This window comes from Streptomyces africanus, from assembly GCF_030816955.1.
Classification (GTDB): Bacteria; Actinomycetota; Actinomycetes; order Streptomycetales; family Streptomycetaceae; genus Streptomyces; species Streptomyces africanus.
The window spans coordinates 4,824,046-4,848,600 of record NZ_JAUSYP010000001.1 but is presented as its reverse complement, the minus strand read 5'-3'; the positions used below and the strand labels follow the sequence as shown (position 1 = coordinate 4,848,600).

Genomic DNA, 24,555 nt, shown 5'->3' with positions numbered 1-24,555 from the left:
CCTTGACGCTTGGGCTGAGCTCAAGATGTGGACGGGATTGTAGGTACCGGAACCTGATCAAAACAGAGCGCGATTAGTGGAATTGGCCGTCTGAGGTAATGCCCTGAAAGCATTCTCGGACGGCCCTGGAGCATGCGAATGATCGTGAACGAATTCACGCGATGAACGGCACAGGAACTACTGTAAAGGCGACCACTGACACCCGCACATGACGAAGGGCCCCACGGGTGTGGGGCCCTTCGTCAAACGGTGTGCGCGGTGGCTTGTCAGGCCAGGATGGTCGGCGGCGGGGTGGTCGGCCAGGTCATCTTGATCGACCCGCCGTGCTCCCCCGCGCTGACCTCGACATCGTCGACGAGTCCGCTGATGACCGCGAGGCCCATCTCGTCCTCCTCGGACTCACCGTCGGGGTCGCCGGGTCCGGCGCCTGTGCGCTCGCCGGGGACCGCGTGCGGGGCCTCGTCGCCGACCTCGATGGAGAACTGTTTCTCCTCCTCGATCAGCAGCACCTTCACCGGTGCCGAGATCCCGCCGGTCTGATGCAGCCCGACGGCCCGCGTGCAGGCCTCGCCGACGGCGAGTCTGACCTCGTCGAGGACGGCCTCGTCCACTCCGGCCCTGCGCGCCACCGCGGCCGCCACCAGCCGGGCGGTCCTGACGTGCTCGGGCAGCGCGCTGAAGCGGAGCTCAACGGTGGCCATGCATCCCCCTCGCAACTACGGGCGTGCTGTCGAGAGGCTCCGGGCCGCCGAAAGCCCGGGCCCCCTCGGTCTTCACTTCTGCCGAACTCTTGCCGCGGCTTCGGCCTGCCCGGGCACGAGGCCCGGGCCCGGTGTCAGTCGGTCGCCGCCACCGCTTCCTCGACCGAGGTGTGAATCGGGAACACCTTGGTCAGGCCGGTGATACGGAAGATCTTCAGAATGCGCTCCTGGTTGCAGACCAGGCGCAGGGAGCCCTCATGGGCCCGCACACGCTTCAGGCCGCCGACCAGCACGCCGAGCCCGGTGGAGTCGAGGAAGTCCACGCCCTCCATGTCGACGACAAGGTGGAAACTGCCGTCGTTCACCAGCTCGACCAACTGCTCGCGCAGCTTGGGCGCGGTATATACGTCGATTTCGCCACCGACCCTGACGATCGTGCGATCGCCCATGGTCTCGGTCGACAGGGACAGGTCCACGGATCCTCCAGCACCTTGCTATCGAGCGGTCGCCCTTGGGGCACCTCGGCTTCGTCCCCTGGACGGTTCGCCAGCCGCGATGGCATTCAATCACTTACGGGCAGGCGTGCACGACGCCTTGGCTCCATTGTCCGTCACGCCAGTGACACACTCGGTGCCGATGGCCAAGAATCACCGATCCGATGGACCCCCGACGGACCCCGCCTCCCGACCCGCGCCGGGCGCGGTCCTGGACCGGCTCGCGTCCGGTCCGAGCAGGGCTTCGCGCATTACTCATACGGAGCACTTGCCCCCGCGCGAGGGTCGGCATGCCGTCTGGTCGGACCGGATCCGCCCGGAGGTCGTGGCGGCCGTGCAGGCCGCGGGCATCGAGCACCCCTGGGCCCATCAGGCCCGCGCGGCGGAGCACGCGCTGGACGGCGAATCGGTCGTCGTCGCCACCGGCACGGCCTCCGGCAAGTCCCTGGCCTACCTCGTGCCGGTCCTGTCCACCCTCCTGGACGGCGCCGAGGCCCCGAACGGCCGCGGCGCGACGGCCCTCTACCTGGCCCCCACCAAGGCCCTTGCGGCGGATCAGTGCCGCTCCGTGAAGGAACTTTCACATCCGTTGGGCCATTCGGTACGCACGGCCGTGTACGACGGCGACACTCCGTTCGAGGAGCGCGAGTGGATCCGCCAGTACGCCAACTACGTCCTGACCAACCCGGACATGCTGCACCGCGGCATCCTGCCGTCCCACCCCCGCTGGTCCTCCTTCCTGAAGTCGCTGAAGTACGTCGTCGTCGACGAGTGCCACACCTACCGCGGCGTCTTCGGCTCGCACGTCGCCCAGGTGCTGCGCCGGCTGCGCCGCCTGTGCGCCCGCTACGGCTCCTCGCCCGTGTTCCTGCTGGCCTCCGCGACCGCCGCCGAGCCCGCGGTGGCCGCCCGCCGCCTGACCGGCCTGCCGGTTCTGGAGGTCGCCGACGACGCCTCCCCGCGCGGTGAACTGGTGTTCGCCCTCTGGGAACCGCCGCTGACCGAGCTGCACGGCGAGAAGGGCGCCCCCGTCCGCCGCACGGCCACCGCCGAGGCCGCCGACCTGCTCACCGACCTCACCGTGCAGGGCGTGCGCTCGGTCGCCTTCGTACGGTCCCGGCGCGGGGCCGAGCTGATCTCCGTCATCTCCCAGGAGCGACTGGCCGAGGTCGACCGGTCGCTGGCCCGGCGTGTCGCGGCGTACCGGGGCGGTTATCTCCCGGAGGAACGCCGGGCACTCGAACAAGCCCTCCATTCGGGTGAACTGCTGGGTCTCGCCGCGACGAACGCCCTCGAACTCGGCATCGACATCTCCGGCCTGGACGCGGTCGTCATCGCCGGTTACCCGGGCACACGCGCCTCCCTCTGGCAGCAGGCGGGCCGGGCCGGACGGTCCGGGCAGGGAGCGCTGGCCGTCCTGGTCGCACGGGACGACCCGCTGGACACCTTCCTCGTCCACCACCCGGAGGCCCTGTTCGACCAGCCCGTCGAGTCGACGGTCCTCGACCCGGACAACCCCTACGTGCTGGCCCCGCACCTGTGTGCGGCCGCCGAGGAACTGCCCCTGACGGACGAGGACCTCGACCTGTTCGGCCCGGCCTGCGAGGACCTCCTCCCCCAGCTCGAAGCCGCCAAGCTGCTGCGTCGCCGCACCAGGGCCTGGCACTGGACGCGCCGCGAGCGGGCCGCCGACCTGACCGACATCCGCGGTGAGGGCGGGCGGCCGGTCCAGGTCGTCGAGGCCGGCACGGGCCGGCTGCTCGGCACGGTCGACGCCGGCGCCGCGCACTCGACCGTCCACGAGGGGGCGGTCCACCTCCACCAGGGCCGCACCTACCTGGTGCGGTCGCTGGACCTGGAGGACTCCGTCGCCCTCGTCGAGGAGGCCGCGCCGCCCTACTCCACGGTCGCTCGCGACACGACGTCGATCTCCGTGCTGGAAACGGACGTCGAGGTCCCCTGGGGCGACGGACGCCTGTGCTACGGCTCCGTCGAGGTCACCAACCAGGTCGTCTCCTTCCTCCGCAGGCGGCTCATCACCGGTGAGGTGCTGGGCGAGACGAAACTCGACCTCCCTCCTCGTACGCTGCGCACCCGGGCCGTGTGGTGGACCGTCACCGAGGACCAGCTCGACCGCGCCCGGATCAACCCGGAGATCCTCGGCGGCTCCCTGCACGCCGCCGAGCACGCCTCGATCGGCCTGCTGCCCCTCTTCGCGACCTGCGACCGCTGGGACATCGGCGGCGTGTCGATCCCGCTCCACCCCGACACGCTCCTGCCCACGGTCTTCGTCTACGACGGCCATCCCGGCGGCGCGGGCTTCGCGGAGCGCGCCTTCCACACCGCCCGCACCTGGCTGACCGCCACCCGCCAGGCCATCGCCTCCTGCGAGTGCGACGCCGGCTGCCCGTCCTGCATCCAGTCCCCCAAGTGCGGCAACGGCAACGACCCGCTGCACAAGAGAGGGGCGGTCCGGCTGCTCACGGTGCTGCTGGAGGGGGCTCCCGAGGAGAAGGAGGCGGCGGCGGAGCCGCCGACGGAAGGCCCAAGGGAGCCGACGGAGGCCCCGCCCGCGCCCTGACCTCCGCCGTGAACGGCCCCCGGCCCGACGCCGCCGTCACGTCCGAGATCTCCCCGACGACCTCGCACCGCACGAGCCGGACGCCCTGTGCCCGGGCCACCCGGCCGGCCCGGACACAGGCCGCCGTACCGCCCTCGGCCCAATGGTCGGCCGCCGCGAGCGCCGCGAGATCCGCACCGCCCGCCGCCCGGTGCCGGATCACGACGGCCTGCCCCAGTGCGAGGACGACGCCGAACACCACGCACAGGACGGCGATCGCCCCGACGCTCCAGACGGTGGCGGATCCCTGGTCCGAGGCGGTGCATCCCATCAGCCGGTGCCCCGGGTTCCGGCCCCGCGTCTCCGGCCGCCGTCTCACGTGCCCACCCCCACCGTCTCCTCCACCGACGCCACGGCCTCCTCCCGCACGGTGAAGGACAGGCCGCGCAGCACCGGCGGCTCGGCGACGACGACCACCCGGACGTGTTCCGCGCCCCGGTCGACGGTCACCTTCGCGCCGGGCGGTGCCGCCTCGCGGGTCAGTCGCACGACCGCGTCGGGCGAGTCCTGGCGCGCCGCCGCCCGGGCGCCCGTCCGTGCCGCGTCCACGCACTGGATCTGCGCGGCCACGGCCAGCAGCCCCCACACCAGCGCCATCGCGAACATCACCAGCACGGGCAGCACCACAGCCGACTCCGCCGTGACGAACCCCCGGTCCGCGCCCCGCTCACATCCGCGCATTGAGGGCTTCCTTCACGATGTTCTGGAGCTCCGCGCTGACCGCACCGCTCGTGACGACCTTGTAGAGCACCACCGCGAAGGCCACCGCCGCGACGATTCCCATCGCGTACTCGGACGTGACCATCCCCGCGTCCCTCCGCGCCGCACGCGCCCCGCACACCAGGGCACCCAGCCGTGCCCGTACCGCCTGATACATCTCAACCTCCGTAGGAAAGAGTCCGAACTTCTGTTGGTTGTCGCTGACTTGTTCCGCCGCCGATCCAGGCCTCCGTCTCAGGCACCACCCCTTTCGAGCACCCCACCCGCGAGCCCGATCACCACGGGCAGCACGCCGATCGCGAGGAACGCGGGCAGGAAGCACAGCCCGACCGGCGCGCTGACCATGACGCCCGCCCGGCGTGCCCTGGCCGTCGCGGCGCGCCCCCAGTCGGCTCGGGTCTCGGCGGCGAGTCGTGCGACCGGCGTGGCGGCGGGCAGTCCGGAGACGTCGGCCCGTTCGAGCAGCCGGGCCAGGCCTCCGGCGCCGGGGAGGGCGGCCAGCCTCCGCCAGGCAGGGCCCGGTTCGCCGCCCAGCCGTACCTCCGCCGCGCCATGGGCGAGGGCGTCGCCCACCGGCCCGCCCAGGGCCTCGCCCACCGCTTGCGCGGCGATCACCGGCCCGGCGCCCGCCGCGATGCAGGCCGCCAGCAGGTCGGCGGCCAGGGGCAGTTGCCGTGCCGCCTCGGCCAGGTCGGCTGCCCGCGTGTCCGTACCGGCCGCCTCCCGCCGCAGCCGCCACCGCCACATCCCCACCGCGCCGGCCAGTCCGACGGCGACACCGACCGGGCCGCCGATCAGCACCCACCCGGCGCACGCCACGCCCAGGGGAGCCGGCCATCTCCGCGCCGCCCGCCCCAACCCGGGGCGCGGAGTCCGAGCGGTCGCTTCCCGGGGCGACAGCTCGGCCAGCCGGCGCCGCATCCTCCGGCGGCGTCCCGCCGTCTTCAGCCGGCGCACCGACCACCAGAGGGCCAGCAGCACCCCCACCGTCACCCCCAGCCTGTGGATAACTTCTGCGCTCATGCCGCCTCCGCTCCCCGCACGATCCGCTGCACCCACCACAGCCCGAGGCCCTCCAGCACACCGCCGGCCACCAGACAGCCCAGGCCCGCCGTGGTGTGCAGCAGGACGTGGAGGGGGTCCGCGCCGAGGACGGTGCCGATGAGGAGGCCCAGGGACGGCAGCCCGGCGAGCAGCACCGCCGTGGCCCGCGCGCCCGCCAACTGGGCGCGCAGATCGGAGCGTTGGTCCCGTTCGGCGCGCAGGGCGGCGGCGAGCCGGTCGAGTCCGGCCGCGAGCCCCGCGCCCTGGTCCACGGCGACCCGCCAGCACGCCGCGAGTCCCCGCAGCCCCTCGGCCCCCGGCTGCCCGGCGGCGGTCGCGAGCGCGTCGGGCACGTCACCGCCGAACCGTGCCGCCGCCAGCACCGTCCCCTGTGCGTCCGCGAGTCCGCCGCAGTCCCGCGCGGCCCGCAGCAGCGCCTCTCCCGGCTGCCGCCCGGCCCGCACCTCCCCGGCGAGCGCCCCGCACAGCGCGATCACCGCGTCGGCCCGGCGCTCCCGGTCCCGCCGCACCCGGCCGGCCAGCCGGACCCGTCGCAGCAGCGGCACTCCGGCCACTCCCAGGACGACCGGCAGCACCGACGCTCCCAGCACCGCCAGCACCAGCCCGGCCACCGGCGCCCACCACTCGGCCCGCAGCCGCCCGCGGACCCGCCGCAGACCATCGGCCATCCGCCCCCACCCGGGCGGCCCGCTCCCGACGGTCCCGCCGCCCGCGAGCAGCAACCGCGCCCGCCGTGCCGTCGAGTGACGCTCACCCAGCAGCCAGGCCGCCGCCCCCATGCACGCCACGGCCGCACCCATCGACATCTCAGCCGCTCCCGTCATCACTCGCCCCCTTCATCACGGCCTCACCCGGCCCGCCCTCGCTTCCCTCACCCCGAAGCAGCCCCCGCAGCCGCTCCCACCCCCGCTCCCGCACGAAGGCCTCCACTCCCCACCGCAGCGCCGGCACCGTCCGCACCAGCCCCGACGGGTCCCGCTCCAGCACATGCACCTCGGCGATCCGCCGCCGCCCGGTCCGGTCGCGTACGAGGTGCAGCACCACGGAGAGGGCGGCCGCCACCTGGCTGTGCAGCGCGGCCCGGTCGAGCCCCGCGGCCGTTCCCAGGGCCTCCAGCCGGGCCGGCACGTCGGCGGCGGCATTGGCGTGCACGGTTCCGCAGCCGCCCTCGTGGCCGGTGTTCAACGCGGCCAGCAGATGCACCACTTCGGGCCCTCGGACCTCGCCCACGACCAGCCGGTCGGGCCGCATCCGCAGCGCCTGGCGCACCAGGTCCTCGAGGGTGACGAGGCCCGCGCCCTCCTGGTTGGCGGGTCTGCTCTCCAGTCGCACCACATGCGGATGGTCCGGCCGCAGTTCCGCCGAGTCCTCGGCGAGGACGATCCGCTCGTCCGGCCCCACCAGCCCCAGAAGGGCGCTCAGCAGGGTCGTCTTTCCGCTGCCCGTGCCGCCGCTGACGAGGAAGGACAGCCGTGCGTCGAGCAGCGCGCGCAGCACGCGGTCCCCGCCCGGCGGCACCGTGCCCGCCGCGACCAGCTCGCCGAGCGTGAAGGCACGCGGCCGTACGACCCGCAGCGACAGGCAGGCGCAGCCCACGGCGACCGGCGGCAGCACCGCGTGCAGCCGGGTCCCGTCGGGCAGCCGGGCGTCGGCCCAGGGCCGGGCGTCGTCCAACCGGCGCCCGGCCACGGCGGCGAGGCGCTGGGCGAGCCGTCGTACGGCCGCCGCGTCCGCGAAGCGCACCGGCGTGAGCTCCAGCCCGCCGCCCCGGTCCACCCAGACCCGGTCCGGGGCCGACACCAGCACGTCGGTCACCGACGGGTCGGCGAGCAGGGGCTCCAGTGGCCCGCTGCCGACCAGCTCGGACCGCAACCGCGCGGCGGCCCCCAGGACTTCCGCGTCCCCGAGCACCCTGCCCTGCTCCCGCAGGGCCTGTGCCACGCGCGCGGGGGTCGGCTCGGCCCCGCTCTCGGCCAGCCACCGCCGCACTCCGTCGAGCAGTTCCGCGCTTACCGGTCCGGCCAGGGTGCTCACGCCGCACCCGCCTCGACGAGCGCCCGCTCCCAGAACTCCTTGCAGAACCGGGCGAGCGGTCCGCGCGGGGCGGCGCCCGGGGGCGCCGTGCCCTCGTCCGGGCGCAGCAGTTGCGGCTCGGCCGGCACCTCGCCGACCAGGGGCAGTCCGAGCAGCCGGGCCACTTCCCGGTCGTCGAGCCCGGGCGGGTACGGCCCGCGGACGGCCACCCGCAGATCGCGCAGGACCATGCCGACCGCGGACGCCACCCGCCCGGCGGCCGCGACGGCGCGCAGCTCGGCGGGCACCACCAGCACGCCGACGTCGAGTTGGGTGAGGACTTCGGCGACGCCGTCGTCGATGCGGCGCGGCAGGTCGACCACGACCGTGCCGCCCCGGCGCCGGGCCGCGGCGAGCACCGCGCGCACCGCCTGGGGCGGGACGGCGATCCGGTCGCCGCGGTCCCAGCTGAGCACCCGCAATGAGTGCAGCTCGGGCAGCGACTCCTCCAGAGCGCCCCCGCCGACCCGCCCGCGTGAGGAGGCGAAGGCGGGCCAGCGCAGTCCGTCGGCCGTCTCGCCGCCGAGGAGTACGTCGAGTCCGCCGCCGAGCGGATCGGCGTCCACGAGGAGTGTGCGCAGCCCCTCGCGCGCGGAGGTGACGGCGAGCGCGCACGCGAGCGTGGACGCTCCGGCCCCGCCCCGGCCGCCGATGACGCCCACGGTGAGGGCGGGCCGGCCGACGCCCTCGGCCACGTCGGCAATGCGGTCGATCAGCCACTGCTCGCCGTCGGGCAGCATCAGGACGTGCTCGGCGCCGATCTCGACGGCGCGCCGCCACACCCCGGAGTCGTCCTGGTCCCGGCCGACGAGAACGACTCCCCTTCGGCGCGCGGCCCCGCGCACCCGCCGCGCGGCGTCGTCGCCCACGAGGACGAGCGGCGCGGTCTCCCAGCCGCCTCTGCGATCGGGCACCCCGTGGTGCACCTCGGGTGTGGCGCCCGCCGCCGCGCACAGGCGCAGCAGGTCGTCGAGGAGTTCGGTGTCCTCGGTGACGATCAGCGGTCCGCCCTGCCGCCCTCCGGCGGCCGGCGGCGGATCGTGTGTGACGGCTCCTGCCACGGTCTCCATCCCCCTTCGCTGCATGACTCGCACGGCCCCTGCGGCCCGCGACTCCCAAACGCGGGAAGAACCGGCAACGCGGCCTCCCTTTGAACGGCCGACACAAACCGGCCGAGCGCCACCGGCAATCGGAGCCGGTCATGAACCCGCCGCGAGCGGGGTGCGCTGGAATCACGGTGCAGCGATCCCGGAAATCATGTGGATCTTGGTGGAAAACTGTGGACGCCTCGGCGGTTGTGAATATCGCCGTCACCCATACCGGTGATGCCCGCAGCCCCTCAGTGCGACTTCCACAGAGCAGTCCGACGACTACGGACCGTGACAGGTCATGGGCATGCCAATAGCGCCGCCGACGCGGCACCAGAGCGGCTCTCCGGCCGCGCGAGGAAGGGGAAAATGCATCCGGACATGCGACGACCCCCGCCGGGGGGGAGAGCGGGGGTCGTCCCCACGGCCGACTCGGGGGGGGGGAGGAGTCGGGCCGGGTTAGCACGGTCGCGAACGATCCGTGACTTCCATGGTGTACCCGAGAGGCCTCTCAGGCAAACCCACACGCCCCACCTTACGCCGAATGGGCTGCCCCTATGCTCAAGGGCGTGGAAAACCACTTGTCGCCCCGCACAGCGGCCTTCTTTGACCTGGACAAGACGGTCATTGCGAAGTCGAGCACGCTCACGTTCAGCAAGTCGTTCTACCAAGGCGGTCTGATCAACCGCAGGGCCGTCTTGCGAACTGCATATGCCCAGTTCGTCTTCCTGGCCGGCGGCGCCGACCACGACCAGATGGAACGCATGCGCGCCTACCTGTCCGCGCTGTGCCGCGGCTGGAACGTGCAGCAGGTCAAGGAGATCGTCGCCGAGACGCTGCACGATCTGATCGACCCGATCATCTACGACGAGGCCGCCTCCCTCATCGAGGAGCACCACACCGCCGGCCGCGACGTCGTGATCGTGTCCACGTCGGGCGCGGAGGTGGTCGAGCCGATCGGCGAGCTGCTCGGCGCGGACCGGGTGGTGGCGACCCGCATGATCGTGGGCGACGACGGCTGCTTCACCGGCGAGGTGGAGTACTACGCCTACGGTCCGACCAAGGCCGAGGCCATCAGGGAGCTGGCCGCCTCCGAGGGGTACGACCTCAGCCGCTGCTACGCCTACAGCGACTCGGCGACCGACGTGCCGATGCTGGAGTCCGTCGGCCACCCCCATGCCGTGAATCCGGACCGTGCGCTGCGCCGCGAGGCCCTCGCGCGCGGGTGGCCGATTCTGGACTTCCACCGTCCGGTCCGGCTCAAGCAGCGCCTCCCCGGGTTCTCCGTACCGCCGCGTCCGGCGCTCGTCGCGGTGGCCGCGATAGGCGCCGCCGCGGCCACCGCCGGCCTCGTCTGGTACGCGAACCGGCGCCGGGCGACCATCGCTTGACCTGGAGCGATCCGAAGTCCTATTTGAACCCAAAAGTAAAGAAGTGCAGCCTGGACTTCCGCTTACTCCGGGTCAGGAGTACAAAGGACTCAACGGCCCGCGAGACCAAGGACATCCGAGAGGATCACCTTAATTACGCATTTGGCCCCACGGACCGAGCATGAACACCGGGCACCCACGCGACGTCGACCCGTCGATTACGGGCCAGCCGCACCAGGGACGGGCAAAGTTCCCGACCTGATGGGCATATATCGAGGACGCTTGGTACCCCGATGCTCATGCCAGCGGCGGTACGAGTTCTCGTACCGCCGCATTTCTGTGCCGGACCGGTCCCGCTGTCACGCCGCTCCGCGCTGCAACGCCTCGCACACCGCCATCGACTCGCGCGCCCCCAGCTCGACCGCCCTGCCGCAGTGGGCGATCCAGGCGGCCATGCCCTCCGGGGTGCCGGAGACGTACCCGTCGAGGGCTTCCAGGTAGGCCACGCGGCCCAGCTCTGCGTGGCCCACCTCGGCCGCGCAGACCGACTTCGGATCCAGGCCGCTGCCGATCAGGACGATGCGCTCGGCCGTACGGGCGACCAGGCCGTTGTGGGATGTGAAAGGACGCAGCGCGAGGAGCTCGCCGTGCACGACGGCGGCCGTCACCAGCGCCGGCGCGGTGCCGCCCGCGATGATCAGCCCGGCCAGCCCCTCCAGCCGGCCGTGCGCCTCGGCCGCGCTCGGCAGCGGCAGCCCGACGAGCGGCTCGTCGACCGCCTCGCCCTCCTGCCGGGGCCGCCCCACCTGGTCGGCCTTGTCGGCCGCCGCCACCAGGTGCAGCCGGGCCAGCACCCGCAGGGGCGACTGCCGCCAGATGGACAGCAGCTGTCCCGCCTCGGCGGTGAGCCGGAGAGCGGCGCCCACGGTGCGCGCCTCGTCGTCGCCGCTGAAGTCCGTACGCCGGCGGACCTCCTCCAGGGCCCAGTCCGCGCCGGCCAGCGCCGCCGAGCCACGGGCGCCGCGCAGGGCGGCCTCGGAGGTGATCGCGTTGCTGCGCCGCCGCATGATGCGGTGCCCGTAGACCCGGTCCACGGACTTGCGTACGGATTCCACGGATTCGGCCACACCGGGCAGCGCCCCCAGGGCCGCGAGAGGGTCGGCGGTCGCGCCTGCTGTACTCATGAGTACGACCCTACGCACCCCGGGAGCCCGCCCCACGGCGGAGTGGCCATCTTCACTCGGGCCGCTACTTCACCGCCGGAGCCCCGGGCACGCCCTTCGGGGCCGGGGCGGGCCGGCCCGCGAGGAACGACGCCCAGCCCTGCTCGGGCGCCTCGCCGACCTTCAGCGTGCGCAGCTTCTCCAGCGTCGTCGGATCCTGGGCGTCCAGCCAGTCCACGAGCTGCCGGAACGAGACGCAGCGCACCTCCTCCTTGGTGCACACCGTCTCGATGACCTCCTCGACGGCCCGCATGTAGGTGCCGCCGTTCCAGGACTCGAAGTGATTGCCGATGATCAGGGGCGCGCGGTTGCCGTGGTAGGCCCGGGAGAAGCCCTTGAGCAGGCCGTCGCGCATCTGGTCGCCCCAGAAGTCGCGCATGGCGGGGTTGCCCTGGGTGGTGGTGCCCGACTGGTTGACCATGAAGTTGTAGTCCATGCTCAGCTGCTCGTAGGAGTGCCCGGGGAACGGCACGAGCTGCATGGACACGTCCCACAGGCCGTTCTTCTTCCTCGGCCAGACCTGGTCGTTGACGCCACTGGTGTCGTAGCGGAAGCCCAGGTCACGGGCCGCCTTCAGGAAGTTCCGCTGCCCCTCCAGACAGGGCGTGCGGGCGCCGATGAGCTCCTTGTCGTAGTCGAAGGGCAGCGGGGACGCGTCCTTCAGGCCGGTGTTGGTCTTCCAGGTCCTCACGAACTGCTTGGCCTGGGCGATCTCGTCCTTCCAGTCCTTTACGGACCACTCGCCGACCCCGCCGCCACTGCCGCAGAAGTGGCCGTTGAAGTGGGTGCCGATCTCGTTGCCCTCCAGCCACGCCAGGCGCAGTTGCTCCACCGTGGCGGCGATACCGCGGCGATCGTTGAAGCCGATGTCGGAGCGGCCCGGGGAGTGCTGCGGCGGCCGGTACCGGTCGCGCTTCTCGTCCGGCAGCAGGTACACGCCGCTCAGGAAGTAGGTCATGGTCGCGTTGTTCGCCTTGGCGACCTTGCGGAAGTGCGAGAACAGCTTCTGGCCGTCCTCGCCCGCGCCGTCCCAGGAGAAGACGACGAACTGCGGGGGCTTCTGGCCGGGCCGCAGCCGCTCGGGCCTGGGCAGGTGTGGCTGGGCGCCGGTGTAGGCGGTGGAACCGTCCCCGATCAGCCGGACCGCGCTCTGCGGCGCCGGAGCCGGCTTCGCCTTGCGTGGGGCCGGGGCCTCGTGCCTCGACGTGCCGGTCCCGCAACCGGCGAGCGATACCGCGCAGACCGCGGCGATCAGGGAGCCCGCGGCGATCCTGTGGCTGGCGGCCATGTTCCGCCCACCTTCTTCCTTCTCTCGGAGTGCGGACAGCGCCGCCAAATTCGCACGAGACCGAGAAGGAATTAGTACGACAAGCCGATCAGATGGCCACTTCACCCTTCAGGGTGATTTATTCGCCCATTTGCCCGTAAAGTCTATGCTCGTCCTTTACTCTGCATTACGATCCGTTTACCGAGCGTTGATTCATCCCGCCGATTTACACCGTGACCACGGCCGCGACCGGCCCCCGCCCCGAGCGGGGAGCCCGTCGCTCGACCGCGCAGCCCCGGAGGAGACGGGAAACACATGTCAGCCTGCACCCCCACCCGCGCCGACGACCCGAGCCGGACCGAGCGCACTCATCCACCCCACAGCCCGCCGTCCCACGGCCCCCGCCGCTTCCGGATCGCGGGTGCCGACGTGTCGGCCTCGATCGCGGTCTTCCTGATCGCCCTGCCCCTTTCCCTGGGCATCGCCCTCGCCACCGGCGCACCGCTCCAGGCCGGCCTCGTCGCCGCCGCCGTGGGCGGGCTCGTCGCCGGACGGCTCGGCGGCTCCCCGCTCCAGGTGAGCGGACCGGCCGCCGGACTCACCGTCGTCACCGCCGATCTCATCCAGCGCTACGGCTGGCGGACGACCTGCGCCATCACCGTCCTCGCCGGCCTCGCCCAACTGGGCCTCGGCTGCCTGCGCGTGGCCCGTGGCGCCCTCGCCGTCAGCCCCGCCATCGTGCACGGCATGCTCGCCGGGATCGGCGTCACCATCGCCGTCGCCCAGCTGCACATCGTGCTCGGCGGCACACCGCAGAGTTCCGTCCCGGACAACCTCCGCGCGCTGCCCGCCCAGTTGGCGGACATGCGCCTCGCGTCCGTGTCGGTGAGCGTGCTGACCCTGGCGCTGCTCATGCTCTGGCCGAGACTGCCCGGCCGGGCCGGACGCCTGCTGCGCAAGGTCCCGGCCGCGCTCGTCGCCGTCGCCGGAGCCAGCGTCGCCGCCGCCCTCGCCGGCCTCCGCCTGCCCAAGGTCGACCTGCCGTCCTGGAGCAACCACGCCCTGGCCGGACTGCCCGAGGGCCCCGTGCTCGGCATCGTCGCCGCGGTGCTCACCACCACGCTGGTGTGCAGCGTGCAGTCACTGCTCGGCGCGGTCGCCGTGGACAAGCTGGTGGCCGGCCGCCCGGGCCTGTCCGCCCGCGTCCGGCGCTCCGACCTCGACCGCGAACTGCTCGGGCAGGGCGCCGCGAACATCGTCTCCGGCTCGCTCGGTGGACTGCCCATCGCGGGCGTGGCCGTGCGGACTTCGGCGAATGTGCACGCGGGCGCGGTGAGCCGGAACTCCACGATGCTGCACGGCGTTCTCGTAGTGATCGCCGCGCTGCTGATGGTCCCGATCCTGGAGCTCATCCCGCTCGCCTCGCTCGCCGCCCTGGTGATGGCCGTCGGCATCCAGATGGTGTCCCTGCACCACATCCGCACGGTGACGCGCCACCGCGAAGTGTGGGTGTACGCCGTCACGGCCCTCGGCGTCGTGTCCCTCGGCGTCCTGGAGGGCGTCGCCCTGGGCATCGCCATGGCCGTCGGCGTCGCCCTGCACCGCCTCACCCGCACCCGTATCACGCACGAAGAGACGGAAGGAGTCCATCACGTACATGTCAGAGGGCAGTTGACGTTCCTCGCGGTGCCTCGGCTCAGCCGGGCCCTGCATCTCGTACCGCACGGTGCCGACACCGTCGTCGAGCTGGACGGGTCGTTCATGGACCACGCGGCGTACGAGACGCTGCAGGACTGGCAGAAGACACACACCGCACAGGGCGGAACCGTCGAGATCACCGGCCGGCACCCCGGCATCCGCATCTCCGAGCCCCAGGCCTTCACCGGCTGCCGATGCCGGCCCTGGACGCCCTGGCGCAACCACCAGTGCGACCGCTCCCAGTCTGCTTCCCCCTCCCTGAACGCCCCGGACGGGACGGACCGCACCGACGCGGACCCGAAGGGCACCGGCGGAGGCAGTGGGCACGAACTGGCGCGTGGCATCAGCGCGTTCCAGCGCAACACCGCACCCCTGGTGCGCAGCGAGCTGGCCCGACTGGCGCGTGAGGGGCAGCGGCCTTCGCAGCTCTTCCTGACCTGCGCCGACTCGCGGCTGGTCACATCGATGATCACCTCCAGTGGTCCGGGCGACCTGTTCGTCGTGCGCAACGTGGGCAACCTCGTCCCACAGCCGGGCGAGGAGAGCGGCGACGACTCGGTGGCGGCCGCGATCGAGTACGCCGTGGACGTGCTCCAGGTGCGCTCCATCACGGTGTGCGGGCACTCGGGCTGCGGCGCCATGCAGGCACTGCTCAACTCCGAGCCCGGCGGCGCCCGGACACCGCTGAAGCGGTGGCTGCGGCACGGGCTGCCGAGCCTGGAGCGCATGGCCGACGACAGCGGGCCGTGGGGCAGGCTGGCCGGGCGGTCTCCCGAGGACGCAGTCGAGCAGCTCTGTCTGACCAACGTGGTCCAGCAGCTGGAGCACCTGCGCGCGCACGACTCCGTGGCCCGTGCCCTCGCCAAGGGCTCCCTGGAGCTGCAGGGGATGTACTTCCACGTGGGCGAGGCCGAGGCCTACCTGCTCACCGAGACGGACGACGGCAGCGTCTTCGACCGCGTACGCGAGGCGGACCTGACGGCCTGAGCCCGGCTCGCGCACGGGTGTGCGGCCCGGACGGCCTTCCGGCGGCCCGACGGCCCCGACGGCCTCCGGGCCGCACGGCCGCACACCCCACGGCCGCACACCGCATCGCCGGCAGCCCACCGCCCGCACACCCCCACCGTCGGCACACCCCACCACCCGCACGCCACGCCGCCGCCCCGCCCCCGCCCCACGCGTGACGCGCGTTACACAGGCTGAACTTTCCCTGGTCGGCGTCCGTGGGTACGGATGACGCCGCCCGCCGACACTGCCGCCCGACAGGTCTAAACCAATCGGCGGTCGGCCCTTGTCATCGCACCCCCGGGTCTGATGAGCTGTGGCCTGGGACACAACGGACACCCTGGGAAAGGCAGATGCCGTGAGCAACGAAAGCCTGGCCAACCTGCTCAAGGAAGAGCGCAGGTTCGCACCCCCCGCCGACCTGGCCGCCAACGCCAACGTCACCGCGGAGGCGTATGAACAGGCCAAGGCTGACAGGCTCGGCTTCTGGGCCGAGCAGGCCCGTCGGCTGACCTGGGCCAAGGAGCCCACCGAGACCCTCGACTGGTCGAACCCGCCGTTCGCCAAGTGGTTCAAGGACGGCGAGCTCAACGTCGCCTACAACTGCGTCGACCGGCACGTGGAGGCCGGGCACGGCGACCGGGTCGCGATCCACTTCGAGGGCGAGCCCGGCGACAGCCGCGCCATCACCTACGCCGAGCTCAAGGACGAGGTCTCCAAGGCCGCCAACGCCCTGCTGGAACTGGGAGTTCAGGCCGGCGACCGAGTCGCCGTCTACATGCCGATGATCCCCGAGACGGCGATCGCGATGCTGGCCTGTGCCCGCATCGGCGCCGCGCACTCCGTCGTCTTCGGCGGTTTCTCCTCGGACGCGCTCGCCACCCGTATCCAGGACGCCGACGCGCGCGTGGTCATCACCTCCGACGGCGGCTACCGGCGCGGCAAGCCGTCCGCGCTGAAGCCGGCCGTGGACGAGGCCGTCGAGAAGGCGGGCACTGTGGAGCACGTCCTGGTCGTGCGCCGCACGGGCCAGGAGGTCGCCTTCACCGAGGACCGCGACGTGTGGTGGCACGACCTCGTCGGGCGGCAGAGCGCCGAGCACACCCCGCAGGCGTTCAACGCCGAGCACCCGCTGTTCATCCTCTACACCTCGGGCACCACGGGGAAACCGAAGGGCATCCTGCACACCTCCGGCGGCTATCTCACGCAGACCGCCTACACCCACCACGCCGTCTTCGACCTCAAGCCGGAGACGGACGTCTACTGGTGCACCGCCGACGTCGGCTGGGTCACCGGCCACTCGTACATCGTCTACGGCCCGCTCGCGAACGGCGCGACGCAGGTCATGTACGAGGGCACGCCCGACACGCCGCACCAGGGCCGCTTCTGGGAGATCGTCCAGAAGTACGGCGTGACGATCCTCTACACCGCGCCGACCGCGATCCGTACGTTCATGAAGTGGGGCGACGACATCCCCGCCAAGTTCGACCTGTCCAGCCTGCGGGTGCTGGGCTCGGTGGGCGAGCCGATCAACCCCGAGGCGTGGATCTGGTACCGCAAGAACATCGGCGGCGACCGCACCCCGGTCGTGGACACCTGGTGGCAGACCGAGACCGGCTCGATGATGATCACCCCGCTGCCGGGTGTGACGGCGGCCAAGCCCGGGTCCGCGCAGACGCCGCTGCCCGGCATCTCCGCGACGGTCGTCGACGACGAGGCGAACGAGGTACCCAACGGCGGGGGCGGCTACCTGGTGCTGACCGAGCCGTGGCCGTCGATGCTGCGCACCATCTGGGGCGACGATCAGCGGTTCATCGACACGTACTGGTCGCGCTTCGAGGGCAAGTACTTCGCCGGTGACGGCGCCAAGAAGGACGACGACGGCGACATCTGGCTGCTCGGCCGGGTCGACGACGTCATGCTCGTCTCCGGGCACAACATCTCCACCACGGAGGTCGAGTCCGCGCTCGTCTCGCACCCCTCGGTCGCCGAGGCGGCCGTGGTCGGCGCGGCGGACGAGACGACCGGGCAGGCGATCGTCGCGTTCGTGATCCTGCGCGGCACCGCCTCCGAGACCGAGACCCTGGTCGCCGAGCTGCGCGCCCACGTCGGCAACGCGCTCGGCCCGATCGCCAAGCCCAAGCGCATCCTGCCGGTGGCCGAGCTGCCCAAGACCCGCTCCGGCAAGATCATGCGCCGCCTGCTGCGGGACGTCGCCGAGAACCGCCAGCTCGGTGACGTCACCACGCTGACCGACTCCACGGTCATGGACCTCATCCAGGACAAGCTGCCGGCCGCGCCCAGCGAGGACTGATCACGGCACAGGCATAGCGCAGCGGACGAAGGGGCACCCGGCGGTCGGTACGCCGAGTGCCCCTCGGCACTCCCGGTGTCGATCACTGAGGTGCCTCGGCACCCCCGTTGACGATCACCGGATGCGCCCGGCCATATGTTTACCTAGACTAAGAAAAACAACTGCTCCATGGTGCGCCGGGAAGTCTGGTCGGCATGCGTACAGCCCTGCCCACCGACCGGAGGTCTCCCCCGTGACCGCGCCCCGCCCCGACACCCCCCGCAAGATCCTCGGCCGGCTCTCCCTCCCCGAGCGGACCTACGTCGCGGACGCGCTGCGCACCGAGACCGTCGGCGGGGTACTGCTGCTCGCCGCCGCGGTCGCCGCGCTGCTGTGGGCGAACATCCCCGGGCTGCACGACAGCTACGAGAGCGTCGCCCACTTCCACCTGGGCCCCGCCTCCCTGGGCCTGGACCTGTCGGTCGCGCACTGGGCCGCCGACGGGCTGCTGGCGGTCTTCTTCTTCGTCGCCGGGATCGAGCTCAAGCGCGAACTCGTCGCGGGTGATCTGCGCGACCCCAAGGCCGCCGCGCTGCCGGTCGTCGCCGCGCTGTGCGGGATGGCCGTACCGGCGCTGGTCTACGTCCTCACCAACGTCACCGGCGGCGGCTCGCTCGCCGGCTGGGCCGTGCCCACCGCCACGGACATCGCCTTCGCGCTCGCCGTGCTCGCGGTCATCGGCACGTCCCTGCCGAGCGCGCTGCGGGCCTTCCTGCTCACGCTCGCCGTCGTCGACGACCTCTTCGCGATCCTGATCATCGCGGTCTTCTTCACCGACAGCCTGGACTTCGCCGCGCTCGGCGGTGCGGTCGCGGGCCTGGCCGTCTTCTGGCTGCTGCTGCGGGGCGGCGTGCGCGGCTGGTACGTGTACATGCCGCTCGCGCTCGTCATCTGGGGCCTGATGTACAACAGCGGCGTCCACGCCACGATCGCCGGCGTCACCATGGGCCTGATGCTGCGCTGCCACCGGCACGAGGGCGAGGCGCACTCCCCCGGTGAGCGCATCGAGCACCTGGTACGGCCCCTGTCGGCAGGGCTGGCCGTACCGCTGTTCGCGCTGTTCAGCGCCGGTGTCGTCGTCTCCGGCGGCGCGCTCGCCGACGTGTTCACCCAGCCCGAGACCCTCGGTGTCGTCCTCGGCCTGGTCGTCGGCAAGGCGCTCGGCATCTTCGGCGGCACGTGGCTGACGGCCCGTTTCACCCGGGCGTCGCTCAGCGACGACCTCGCCTGGGCGGACGTGTTCGCGGTGGCGAGTCTCGCCGGCATCGGCTTCACCGTGTCGCTGCTGATCGGGGAACTCGCCTTCGAGGGCGACCAGACGATGACGGACGAGATCAAGGCCGCGGTGCTGCTGGGCTCCCTCATCGCCGCGACACTCGCGACCGTGCTGCTGAAGATGCGCAACGCCAAGTACCGTCGCCTGTGGGAGAACGAGGAGCGCGACGAGGACGCCGACGGCATCCCGGACGTCTACGAGGAGGACGACCCGGCCTATCACGAGCGGCTGGCCGACCTCTACGAACGCAAGGCCGCCGAACACCGCCGGATCGCCCGGGAGAAGGCAGCCGCGCGCCACGGGCTTGCCGAAGTACCGGGCGGGGCAGGCGATGACCACCACCGTCCGGCATGATCTGACGAGACGGTACAAAAGACGGGACCGTACGCAGTCAGGCCGCACGCAGTGGGACGACTGTGGCGAGTCAGGCACAAGACGCGGACATCGGACCGTACGCAGAAGAGGGAGACCGCGATGAGCGCACCCGACGGCAGCCCGGTCGGCGCCGAACGCACCATCGGCCAGCTGTTCGCCTCGGCGACGGCGGAAATGTCGGCGCTGGTGCACGACGAGATCGCGCTGGCCAAGGCGCAGCTCAAGCAGGACGTGAAGCGCGGCGCGACCAGCGGCGGCGCCTTCTCGATGGCGGGGGCGGTACTGCTGTTCTCCCTGCCGATGCTGAACTTCGCGCTGGCGTACGGCATCCGCACCTGGTCCGACTGGAACCTGGCGATCTGCTTCCTGCTGTCCTTCGCGGCGAACGTGCTCGTCGCGGTCGTGCTCGCGCTGATCGGCGTGGTCTTCGCGAAGAAGGCCAAGAAGAGCCAGGGCCCGCAGAAGGTCGCCGCCTCGATGAAGGAGACCGCGGGCGTGTTCCAGAAGGCCAAGCCGCACCCGCGGCCCGAGCTGCCGAAGGACCGGGTCCCCGAGGCCATCGAGGCTGTGGCACGCTCGTCGTCATGACCGATCCCGCCACACCTTCGGCACAACCGGCTTCGGCCGTGCGGCTGGACGGACCCTGGAGCCACCGCGACGTCGCCGCCAACGGCGCGCGCTTCCACATCGCCGAGCTGGGCGACGGGCCGCTGGTCCTGCTGCTGCACGGCTTCCCGCAGTTCTGGTGGACCTGGCGGCACCAGCTGGTGGCGCTCGCCGACGCCGGCTTCCGGGCCGTCGCCATGGACCTGCGGGGCGTCGGGGGCAGCGACCGTACGCCGCGCGGCTACGACCCCGCCAACCTCGCGCTCGACGTCACCGGCGTGATCCGCTCGCTCGGTGAGCCGGATGCCGCGCTGGTCGGCCACGACCTGGGCGGGTACCTGGCGTGGACGGCGGCCGCGATGCGCCCCAAGCTCGTGCGGCGGCTGGCGGTCGCGTCCATGCCACATCCGCGGCGCTGGCGCGCGGCGATGCTGCGGGACGTGAAGCAGACCCGCGCCGGTTCACACATCTGGGGGTTCCAGCGGCCCTGGATCCCGGAGCGGCAGCTCACCGCCGAGGACGGGGCGCTCGTGGCCGAGCTGATCCAGGACTGGTCCGGGCCGCGCCCGCCGGAGGACGAGGCGCTGGAGAACTACCGCCGGGCCATGTGCATCCCCTCCGCGGCGCACTGCGCGGTCGAGCCGTACCGCTGGATGGTGCGCTCCCTGGCCCGCCCGGACGGCATCCAGTTCAACCGCCGGATGAAGCGGCCCGTGCGCGTGCCGACGCTCCATCTGCACGGCTCGCTCGACCCCGTGATGCGCACGCGCAGCGCGGCCGGGTCCGGCGAGTACGTCGAAGCCCCGTACCGCTGGCGCCTGTTCGACGGCCTCGGACACTTCCCGCACGAGGAGGACCCGGTCGCGTTCTCCTCGGAGCTCATCAACTGGCTGAAGGATCCCGAACCCGATCGGTGACCGGACGACCGCGGCCGGTGTCCACGCGTGAACGCTTGTCCGAGGAACGGCCAATTGCCTGGCGCATAGGCCAATTGGGCGCTCCGGGGGCGGTTATCGACCATGGGGCAGGGGCACACGTCGGGGTATGGGCTGGACGCACGACTACAGTGACGCAAGCCGCAATCGCCGCTCGGCGGGCGGTGCGAACCCCCACCAGCGGAGCGGTGCACCGCAGATGGCGACCGCGGACCCCAGGGTCGGGATCCCGCGCATCCTCCGCCGCCGGGCCCGCTGGGTCTCCGTACGTCTGCGCCACACACGCGACTGAGGCGTCACTCGCGCGAGTGACGCCCCGACCTGCTCGCCCCCAGGGCCGCTCCTAGAGCGCGCAGCTGTCACTGCCCACCTGCTGGTTGGCGGTGCGCCCCTTGGTGATGTCCTGCTGGATCTCGTCCACGGTCAGCGCGTAACCCGTCTCGGCGTCGTCGAGGGACTTGGCGAAGACGACGCCGTAGACCCTGCCGTCGGGCGTGAGCAGCGGGCCGCCGGAGTTGCCCTGGCGGACGGTCGCGAAGAGGGAGTAGACGTCGCGGCGGACCGTGCCTCGGTGGTAGATGTCCGGGCCGTTGGCCGTGATGCGTCCCCGCACGCGCGCGGCCCGCACGTCGTACGCCCCGTTCTCCGGGAAGCCCGCGACGATCGCGCCGTCGCCGCTGCCCGCGTCCTTGGTGGTGAACCGCAGCACGGGCGCCTTGAGGTCCGGCACGTCGAGAACGGCGATGTCGCGCCGCCAGTCGTAGAGCACGACCGTGGCGTCGTACTTCCTGCCCTCGCCGCCTATCTGCACGGTCGGCTCGTCGACGCCGCCCACCACGTGCGCGTTGGTCATGACGCGGCGGTCGTCGAAGACGAAGCCGGTGCCCTCCAGGACCTTGCCGCAGCTCGGGGCCGTGCCCATGACCTTGACGATGGAGCGCTGGGCGCGGGTCGCCACCGGGCTGTTCGCCAGGGCCGGGTCCGGGGGCTGGACGTCGGTGATCGGCTCGTTCGAGAACGGGCTGAAGACCTGCGGGAAGCCGTTCTGCGCGAGGACCGAGGAGAAGTCCGCGAACCAGGTGGCGGCCTGGTCCGGCAGCGCCTGGGAGACGCCGAGCAGCACCTTGGAGTTGCGGACCTCCTTGCCGAGCGTCGGCAGGGTGGTGCCCGCGAGGGCCGAGCCGATCAGCCAGGCGACCAGGAGCATCGCCACGACGTTGACCAGGGCGCCGCCGGTGGCGTCCAGGGCCCGGGCCGGGGACCAGGTGATGTGCCGGCGCAGCTTGTTGCCGAGGTGGGTGGTGAGGGCCTGGCCGACGGAGGCGCAGACGATGACGACGACGACCGCGACGACGGCCGCGGTCGTGCTCACCTCCGCGTTGTCCGTGATCGCGTCCCAGATGACGGGCAGCGCGTAGACCGCGACGAGACCGCCGCCCAGGAAGCCGGTCACCGACAGGATGCCGACGACGAATCCCTGGCGGTACCCCACGACCGCGAACCACACGGCGGCGACCAGCAACAAGATGTCCAGCACGTTCACGGAGGCCACCCTGTCATGCGCGCCAGTCGAGCGGGACCTGCTTCTCGCGGTCCCAGGGCCGCTCCCAGCCCGCGTAGTGCAGCAGCCGGTCGATGATTCCGGCCGTGAAACCCCAGACAAGTGCCGATTCGACCAGAAATGCCGGTCCTCGGTGGCCGCTGGGGTGGACGGCGGTGGCGCGGTTCGCGGGATCCGTGAGATCCGCCACGGGGACGGTGAAGACCCTGGCGGTCTCGTTCGGATCGACGACCCCGACCGGGCTGGGCTCACGCCACCAGCCCAGCACCGGGGTGACGACGAAGCCGCTGACCGGGATGTAGAGCCTGGGCAGGACGCCGAACAGCTGGACGCCCGAGGGATCGAGGCCGGTCTCCTCCTCGGCCTCGCGCAAGGCCGCCCGCAACGGGCCGTCGCCCCGCGGGTCGCCGTCCTCCGGGTCGAGGGCGCCGCCGGGGAAGGAGGGCTGCCCGGCGTGCGAACGCAGGGAGCTCGCACGCTCCATGAGCAGCAGCTCCGGCCCCCGCTCGCCCTCCCCGAACAGGATCAGCACGGCGGACTGGCGCCCGGCGCCGTCCTCCGGGGGCAGGAAGCGGCTCAGCTGCCGCGGCCGGACCGTCTCCACGGCGTGCACCACCGGGTCCAGCCAGGCGGGCAGCCCCTCCTTGCTGACTGTCACCCGGCCGCCCTGTGTGTCACTCGCCCGCGTCATCGCCACCCCCGTCGTCCTGCCGCTTCCAACGCGCGGCGCCCCTGAGATCGTTCCGCGAACGGCCGCGATCCCCTGATCGGGCGGCTCGTGGGGCGGCTCATCCGGCCCCCAGCGGCGGCGCCGGTTTGCCGCCCGCGTCCAGGTAGGCCTGCGGGGGGTTCAGACGCTGGCCTGGGAAGCCGCCCTTCTCGTACTTGAGCAGCTTCTTCGCCTTCTCCGGGTCGGTCTCGCCCTCGCCGTACGCCGGGCAGAGCGGGGCGATGGGGCAGGCGCCGCAGGCGGGCTTGCGGGCGTGGCAGATACGGCGGCCGTGCCAGATCACGTGGTGTGAGAGGTCCGTCCAGTCGCTCTTCGGGAAGAGCGCGCCGATCGCGGCCTCGATCTTGTCCGGGTCGGTCTCGGCGGTCCACTGCCAGCGGCGCACCAGGCGCTGGAAGTGCGTGTCCACGGTGATGCCGGGCCGGCCGAAGGCGTTGCCGAGCACGACGAACGCGGTCTTTCGGCCGACACCGGGCAGCTTGACCAGGTCCTCCAGCCGGCCTGGGACCTCACCGCCGAAGTCCTCCACCAGGGCCTTGGACAGCCCTATGACCGACTTCGTCTTGGCCCGGAAGAAGCCGCACGGGCGGAGGATCTCCTCCACCTCCTCCGGGTTGGCGGCGGCCAGGTCCTCGGGGGTGGGGTACTTGGCGAAGAGGGCGGGGGTCGTCTGGTTGACGCGCAGGTCGGTGGTCTGGGCGGACAGGACCGTGGCGACCACCAGCTGGAAGGGGTTGGCGAAGTCCAGCTCGGGGTGGGCGTACGGGTAGACCTCGGCGAGCTCGCGGTTGATCCGGCGGGCCCGGCGGACCAGGGCGGTGGGCGACTCACCGCTGGGCGGGTGGACGACGGCCCTGGCCGCGGCACCCTTGACGCGGGCCGTGGCCTTCTTGGGCGCGACGGTGACCTTCTTAGCGGCGGGGGCCTTCTTCGCCGGCGCAGCCTTCTTCGCAGACGCGGCCTTTTTCCCAGGCGCGGCCTTCTTGGCAGAAGCAGCCTGCTTCGCAGCCGCGGCCTTCTTCGCGGACGCGGTCTTCTTCACCGCCGCAGCCTGCATCGCAGATGCCTGCTTACTCGCGGCCCCGGCCCTCCTGGCAAGCGCCTTCTTCGCCGGCGTCGGCTTCCCGGAAGGCGCCGCCTCCCCTGTCGCTTTCGCCGTTTTCCTACCGCCATCGGGGCTCTGTTCGCCCACAGCGGAATCGCGACGTACAACCACCCGCGCAGCCCCCTCGGCCTGTGCTCTCACCGGCGATTTGGACACCCGGCCAGCCTAAGCCCAGGCACCGACATCCGGCCCGGACCCCGAAGATCGGCGTCCAATTGGACCCCTGCCGCGTACCCCGGGACACGTGTGCGGCATCCTTGTGACAGATCACACTGTTTGGACCGTCAGGC

General features: G+C 72.1%; 22 protein-coding genes. 8 read left to right on the top strand and 14 right to left on the bottom strand.

What is annotated here, in order from left to right; genetic code table 11:
* Positions 1-266: 266 nt before the first annotated feature.
* Together QF034_RS22590 and bldG are read right to left on the bottom strand one after the other, a co-directional pair.
* The gene (locus tag QF034_RS22590) at positions 267-701 is read right to left on the bottom strand and encodes an ATP-binding protein (RefSeq protein WP_307176675.1); all 435 of its coding nucleotides are present in this window, start codon (positions 699-701) and stop codon (positions 267-269) included.
* 134 nt (positions 702-835) lie between these two features.
* Positions 836-1,177: an anti-sigma factor antagonist BldG gene (gene bldG / locus QF034_RS22585; protein ID WP_003991900.1), complete on the bottom strand. Its 342-nt coding sequence runs from the start codon at positions 1,175-1,177 to the stop codon at positions 836-838.
* Between the two features lie 79 nt (positions 1,178-1,256).
* Between bldG and QF034_RS22580 the strand changes: the two genes are divergently transcribed.
* Entirely contained in the window at positions 1,257-3,776 is a 2,520-nt protein-coding gene (locus QF034_RS22580; RefSeq protein WP_307176674.1) for a DEAD/DEAH box helicase, read from the top strand.
* Here QF034_RS22580 and QF034_RS22575 read toward each other — a convergent pair.
* The 7 genes from QF034_RS22575 to ssd all read right to left on the bottom strand — a co-directional run bounded on the left by QF034_RS22575 (position 3,676) and on the right by ssd (position 8,743).
* Positions 3,676-4,086, bottom strand: coding sequence for an Rv3654c family TadE-like protein (locus QF034_RS22575; protein ID WP_307179952.1), 411 nt, complete (start codon positions 4,084-4,086; stop codon positions 3,676-3,678). The genes QF034_RS22580 and QF034_RS22575 overlap by 101 nt on opposite strands.
* Positions 4,087-4,130: 44 nt before the next feature.
* Positions 4,131-4,496 (bottom strand): TadE family type IV pilus minor pilin, encoded by a 366-nt coding sequence (locus QF034_RS22570; protein WP_370880833.1) that lies wholly within the window; start codon positions 4,494-4,496, stop codon positions 4,131-4,133.
* On the bottom strand, positions 4,483-4,692 hold the full coding sequence (locus tag QF034_RS22565) for a DUF4244 domain-containing protein (protein ID WP_306965063.1): 210 nt from the start codon (positions 4,690-4,692) through the stop codon (positions 4,483-4,485). Before QF034_RS22565 ends, QF034_RS22570 begins: the two co-directional genes overlap by 14 nt.
* A gap of 77 nt (positions 4,693-4,769) precedes the next feature.
* Complete coding sequence (locus QF034_RS22560; protein WP_307176673.1) at positions 4,770-5,558, bottom strand: type II secretion system F family protein; 789 nt, start codon at positions 5,556-5,558, stop codon at positions 4,770-4,772.
* Positions 5,555-6,424, bottom strand: a complete 870-nt coding sequence (locus tag QF034_RS22555) for a type II secretion system F family protein (protein ID WP_307176672.1) — start codon at positions 6,422-6,424, stop codon at positions 5,555-5,557. The genes QF034_RS22560 and QF034_RS22555 overlap by 4 nt, the downstream gene beginning before the upstream one ends.
* Positions 6,408-7,634, bottom strand: a complete 1,227-nt coding sequence (locus tag QF034_RS22550) for a TadA family conjugal transfer-associated ATPase (RefSeq protein ID WP_307176670.1) — start codon at positions 7,632-7,634, stop codon at positions 6,408-6,410. Before QF034_RS22550 ends, QF034_RS22555 begins: the two co-directional genes overlap by 17 nt.
* A complete protein-coding gene (gene ssd, locus QF034_RS22545) occupies positions 7,631-8,743 on the bottom strand; it encodes a septum site-determining protein Ssd (protein ID WP_307179951.1) in 1,113 nt (370 codons plus the stop codon). The genes QF034_RS22550 and ssd overlap by 4 nt, the downstream gene beginning before the upstream one ends.
* Positions 8,744-9,318: 575 nt before the next feature.
* On the opposite strand from ssd, the gene QF034_RS22540 reads away from it, so the two are divergent.
* On the top strand, positions 9,319-10,152 hold the full coding sequence (locus QF034_RS22540) for an HAD family hydrolase (protein ID WP_307176669.1): 834 nt from the start codon (positions 9,319-9,321) through the stop codon (positions 10,150-10,152).
* Between the two features lie 338 nt (positions 10,153-10,490).
* Here the strand turns inward: QF034_RS22540 and QF034_RS22535 are convergent, their stop codons facing one another.
* Both QF034_RS22535 and QF034_RS22530 read right to left on the bottom strand, forming a co-directional pair.
* A complete protein-coding gene (locus QF034_RS22535) occupies positions 10,491-11,315 on the bottom strand; it encodes a Fic family protein (protein WP_307176668.1) in 825 nt (274 codons plus the stop codon).
* 64 nt (positions 11,316-11,379) lie between these two features.
* Complete coding sequence (locus QF034_RS22530; protein WP_307176667.1) at positions 11,380-12,642, bottom strand: polysaccharide deacetylase family protein; 1,263 nt, start codon at positions 12,640-12,642, stop codon at positions 11,380-11,382.
* 294 nt (positions 12,643-12,936) lie between these two features.
* On the opposite strand from QF034_RS22530, the gene QF034_RS22525 reads away from it, so the two are divergent.
* From QF034_RS22525 to QF034_RS22500, 6 genes are all read left to right on the top strand, one after another.
* Positions 12,937-15,306 carry a bifunctional SulP family inorganic anion transporter/carbonic anhydrase gene (locus tag QF034_RS22525; RefSeq protein WP_307176666.1) on the top strand — a complete coding sequence of 790 codons (2,370 nt, stop codon included), beginning with the start codon at positions 12,937-12,939 and terminating at the stop codon, positions 15,304-15,306.
* A 376-nt stretch (positions 15,307-15,682) separates the two neighbouring features.
* The gene (gene acs, locus QF034_RS22520) at positions 15,683-17,638 is read left to right on the top strand and encodes an acetate--CoA ligase (protein ID WP_307176665.1); all 1,956 of its coding nucleotides are present in this window, start codon (positions 15,683-15,685) and stop codon (positions 17,636-17,638) included.
* Between the two features lie 232 nt (positions 17,639-17,870).
* Complete coding sequence (gene nhaA / locus QF034_RS22515; RefSeq protein ID WP_307176664.1) at positions 17,871-19,307, top strand: Na+/H+ antiporter NhaA; 1,437 nt, start codon at positions 17,871-17,873, stop codon at positions 19,305-19,307.
* A gap of 120 nt (positions 19,308-19,427) precedes the next feature.
* Positions 19,428-19,916, top strand: coding sequence for a phage holin family protein (locus QF034_RS22510; RefSeq protein ID WP_306965074.1), 489 nt, complete (start codon positions 19,428-19,430; stop codon positions 19,914-19,916).
* The gene (locus QF034_RS22505; protein WP_307176663.1) at positions 19,913-20,851 is read left to right on the top strand and encodes an alpha/beta fold hydrolase; all 939 of its coding nucleotides are present in this window, start codon (positions 19,913-19,915) and stop codon (positions 20,849-20,851) included. The genes QF034_RS22510 and QF034_RS22505 overlap by 4 nt, the downstream gene beginning before the upstream one ends.
* 127 nt (positions 20,852-20,978) lie before the next feature.
* Positions 20,979-21,161 carry a hypothetical protein gene (locus tag QF034_RS22500; RefSeq protein ID WP_078602692.1) on the top strand — a complete coding sequence of 61 codons (183 nt, stop codon included), beginning with the start codon at positions 20,979-20,981 and terminating at the stop codon, positions 21,159-21,161.
* Between the two features lie 51 nt (positions 21,162-21,212).
* On the opposite strand, the gene QF034_RS22495 is transcribed toward QF034_RS22500, so the two are convergent.
* The 3 genes from QF034_RS22495 to nth form a co-directional block, all read right to left on the bottom strand.
* On the bottom strand, positions 21,213-22,412 hold the full coding sequence (locus QF034_RS22495; protein WP_307176662.1) for a MarP family serine protease: 1,200 nt from the start codon (positions 22,410-22,412) through the stop codon (positions 21,213-21,215).
* Positions 22,413-22,425: 13 nt separating this feature from the next.
* Positions 22,426-23,121 carry an NUDIX hydrolase gene (locus QF034_RS22490; protein WP_307176661.1) on the bottom strand — a complete coding sequence of 232 codons (696 nt, stop codon included), beginning with the start codon at positions 23,119-23,121 and terminating at the stop codon, positions 22,426-22,428.
* Positions 23,122-23,218: 97 nt separating this feature from the next.
* Positions 23,219-24,352 carry an endonuclease III gene (gene nth / locus QF034_RS22485; protein ID WP_370880832.1) on the bottom strand — a complete coding sequence of 378 codons (1,134 nt, stop codon included), beginning with the start codon at positions 24,350-24,352 and terminating at the stop codon, positions 23,219-23,221.
* Between the last annotated feature and the right edge of the window lie 203 nt (positions 24,353-24,555).

Excerpts from the sequence above, each read along its gene's own strand:
- QF034_RS22490 (WP_307176661.1), bottom strand. The coding sequence starts at position 23,121 with ATGACGCGGGCGAGTGACACACAGGGCGGCCGGGTGACAGTCAGCAAG.
- QF034_RS22505 (WP_307176663.1), top strand. The coding sequence starts at position 19,913 with ATGACCGATCCCGCCACACCTTCGGCACAACCGGCTTCGGCCGTGCGG.
- QF034_RS22590 (WP_307176675.1), bottom strand. The coding sequence starts at position 701 with ATGGCCACCGTTGAGCTCCGCTTCAGCGCGCTGCCCGAGCACGTCAGG.
- QF034_RS22555 (WP_307176672.1), bottom strand. The coding sequence starts at position 6,424 with ATGACGGGAGCGGCTGAGATGTCGATGGGTGCGGCCGTGGCGTGCATG.
- QF034_RS22525 (WP_307176666.1), top strand. The coding sequence starts at position 12,937 with ATGTCAGCCTGCACCCCCACCCGCGCCGACGACCCGAGCCGGACCGAG.
- QF034_RS22510 (WP_306965074.1), top strand. The coding sequence starts at position 19,428 with ATGAGCGCACCCGACGGCAGCCCGGTCGGCGCCGAACGCACCATCGGC.
- QF034_RS22500 (WP_078602692.1), top strand. The coding sequence starts at position 20,979 with ATGGGCTGGACGCACGACTACAGTGACGCAAGCCGCAATCGCCGCTCG.
- QF034_RS22580 (WP_307176674.1), top strand. The coding sequence starts at position 1,257 with ATGGCATTCAATCACTTACGGGCAGGCGTGCACGACGCCTTGGCTCCA.
- QF034_RS22540 (WP_307176669.1), top strand. The coding sequence starts at position 9,319 with ATGCTCAAGGGCGTGGAAAACCACTTGTCGCCCCGCACAGCGGCCTTC.
- ssd (WP_307179951.1), bottom strand. The coding sequence starts at position 8,743 with ATGGAGACCGTGGCAGGAGCCGTCACACACGATCCGCCGCCGGCCGCC.
- QF034_RS22560 (WP_307176673.1), bottom strand. The coding sequence starts at position 5,558 with ATGAGCGCAGAAGTTATCCACAGGCTGGGGGTGACGGTGGGGGTGCTG.
- QF034_RS22530 (WP_307176667.1), bottom strand. The coding sequence starts at position 12,642 with ATGGCCGCCAGCCACAGGATCGCCGCGGGCTCCCTGATCGCCGCGGTC.
- QF034_RS22570 (WP_370880833.1), bottom strand. The coding sequence starts at position 4,496 with ATGCGCGGATGTGAGCGGGGCGCGGACCGGGGGTTCGTCACGGCGGAG.
- QF034_RS22565 (WP_306965063.1), bottom strand. The coding sequence starts at position 4,692 with ATGTATCAGGCGGTACGGGCACGGCTGGGTGCCCTGGTGTGCGGGGCG.
- QF034_RS22575 (WP_307179952.1), bottom strand. The coding sequence starts at position 4,086 with ATGGGATGCACCGCCTCGGACCAGGGATCCGCCACCGTCTGGAGCGTC.
- QF034_RS22535 (WP_307176668.1), bottom strand. The coding sequence starts at position 11,315 with ATGAGTACAGCAGGCGCGACCGCCGACCCTCTCGCGGCCCTGGGGGCG.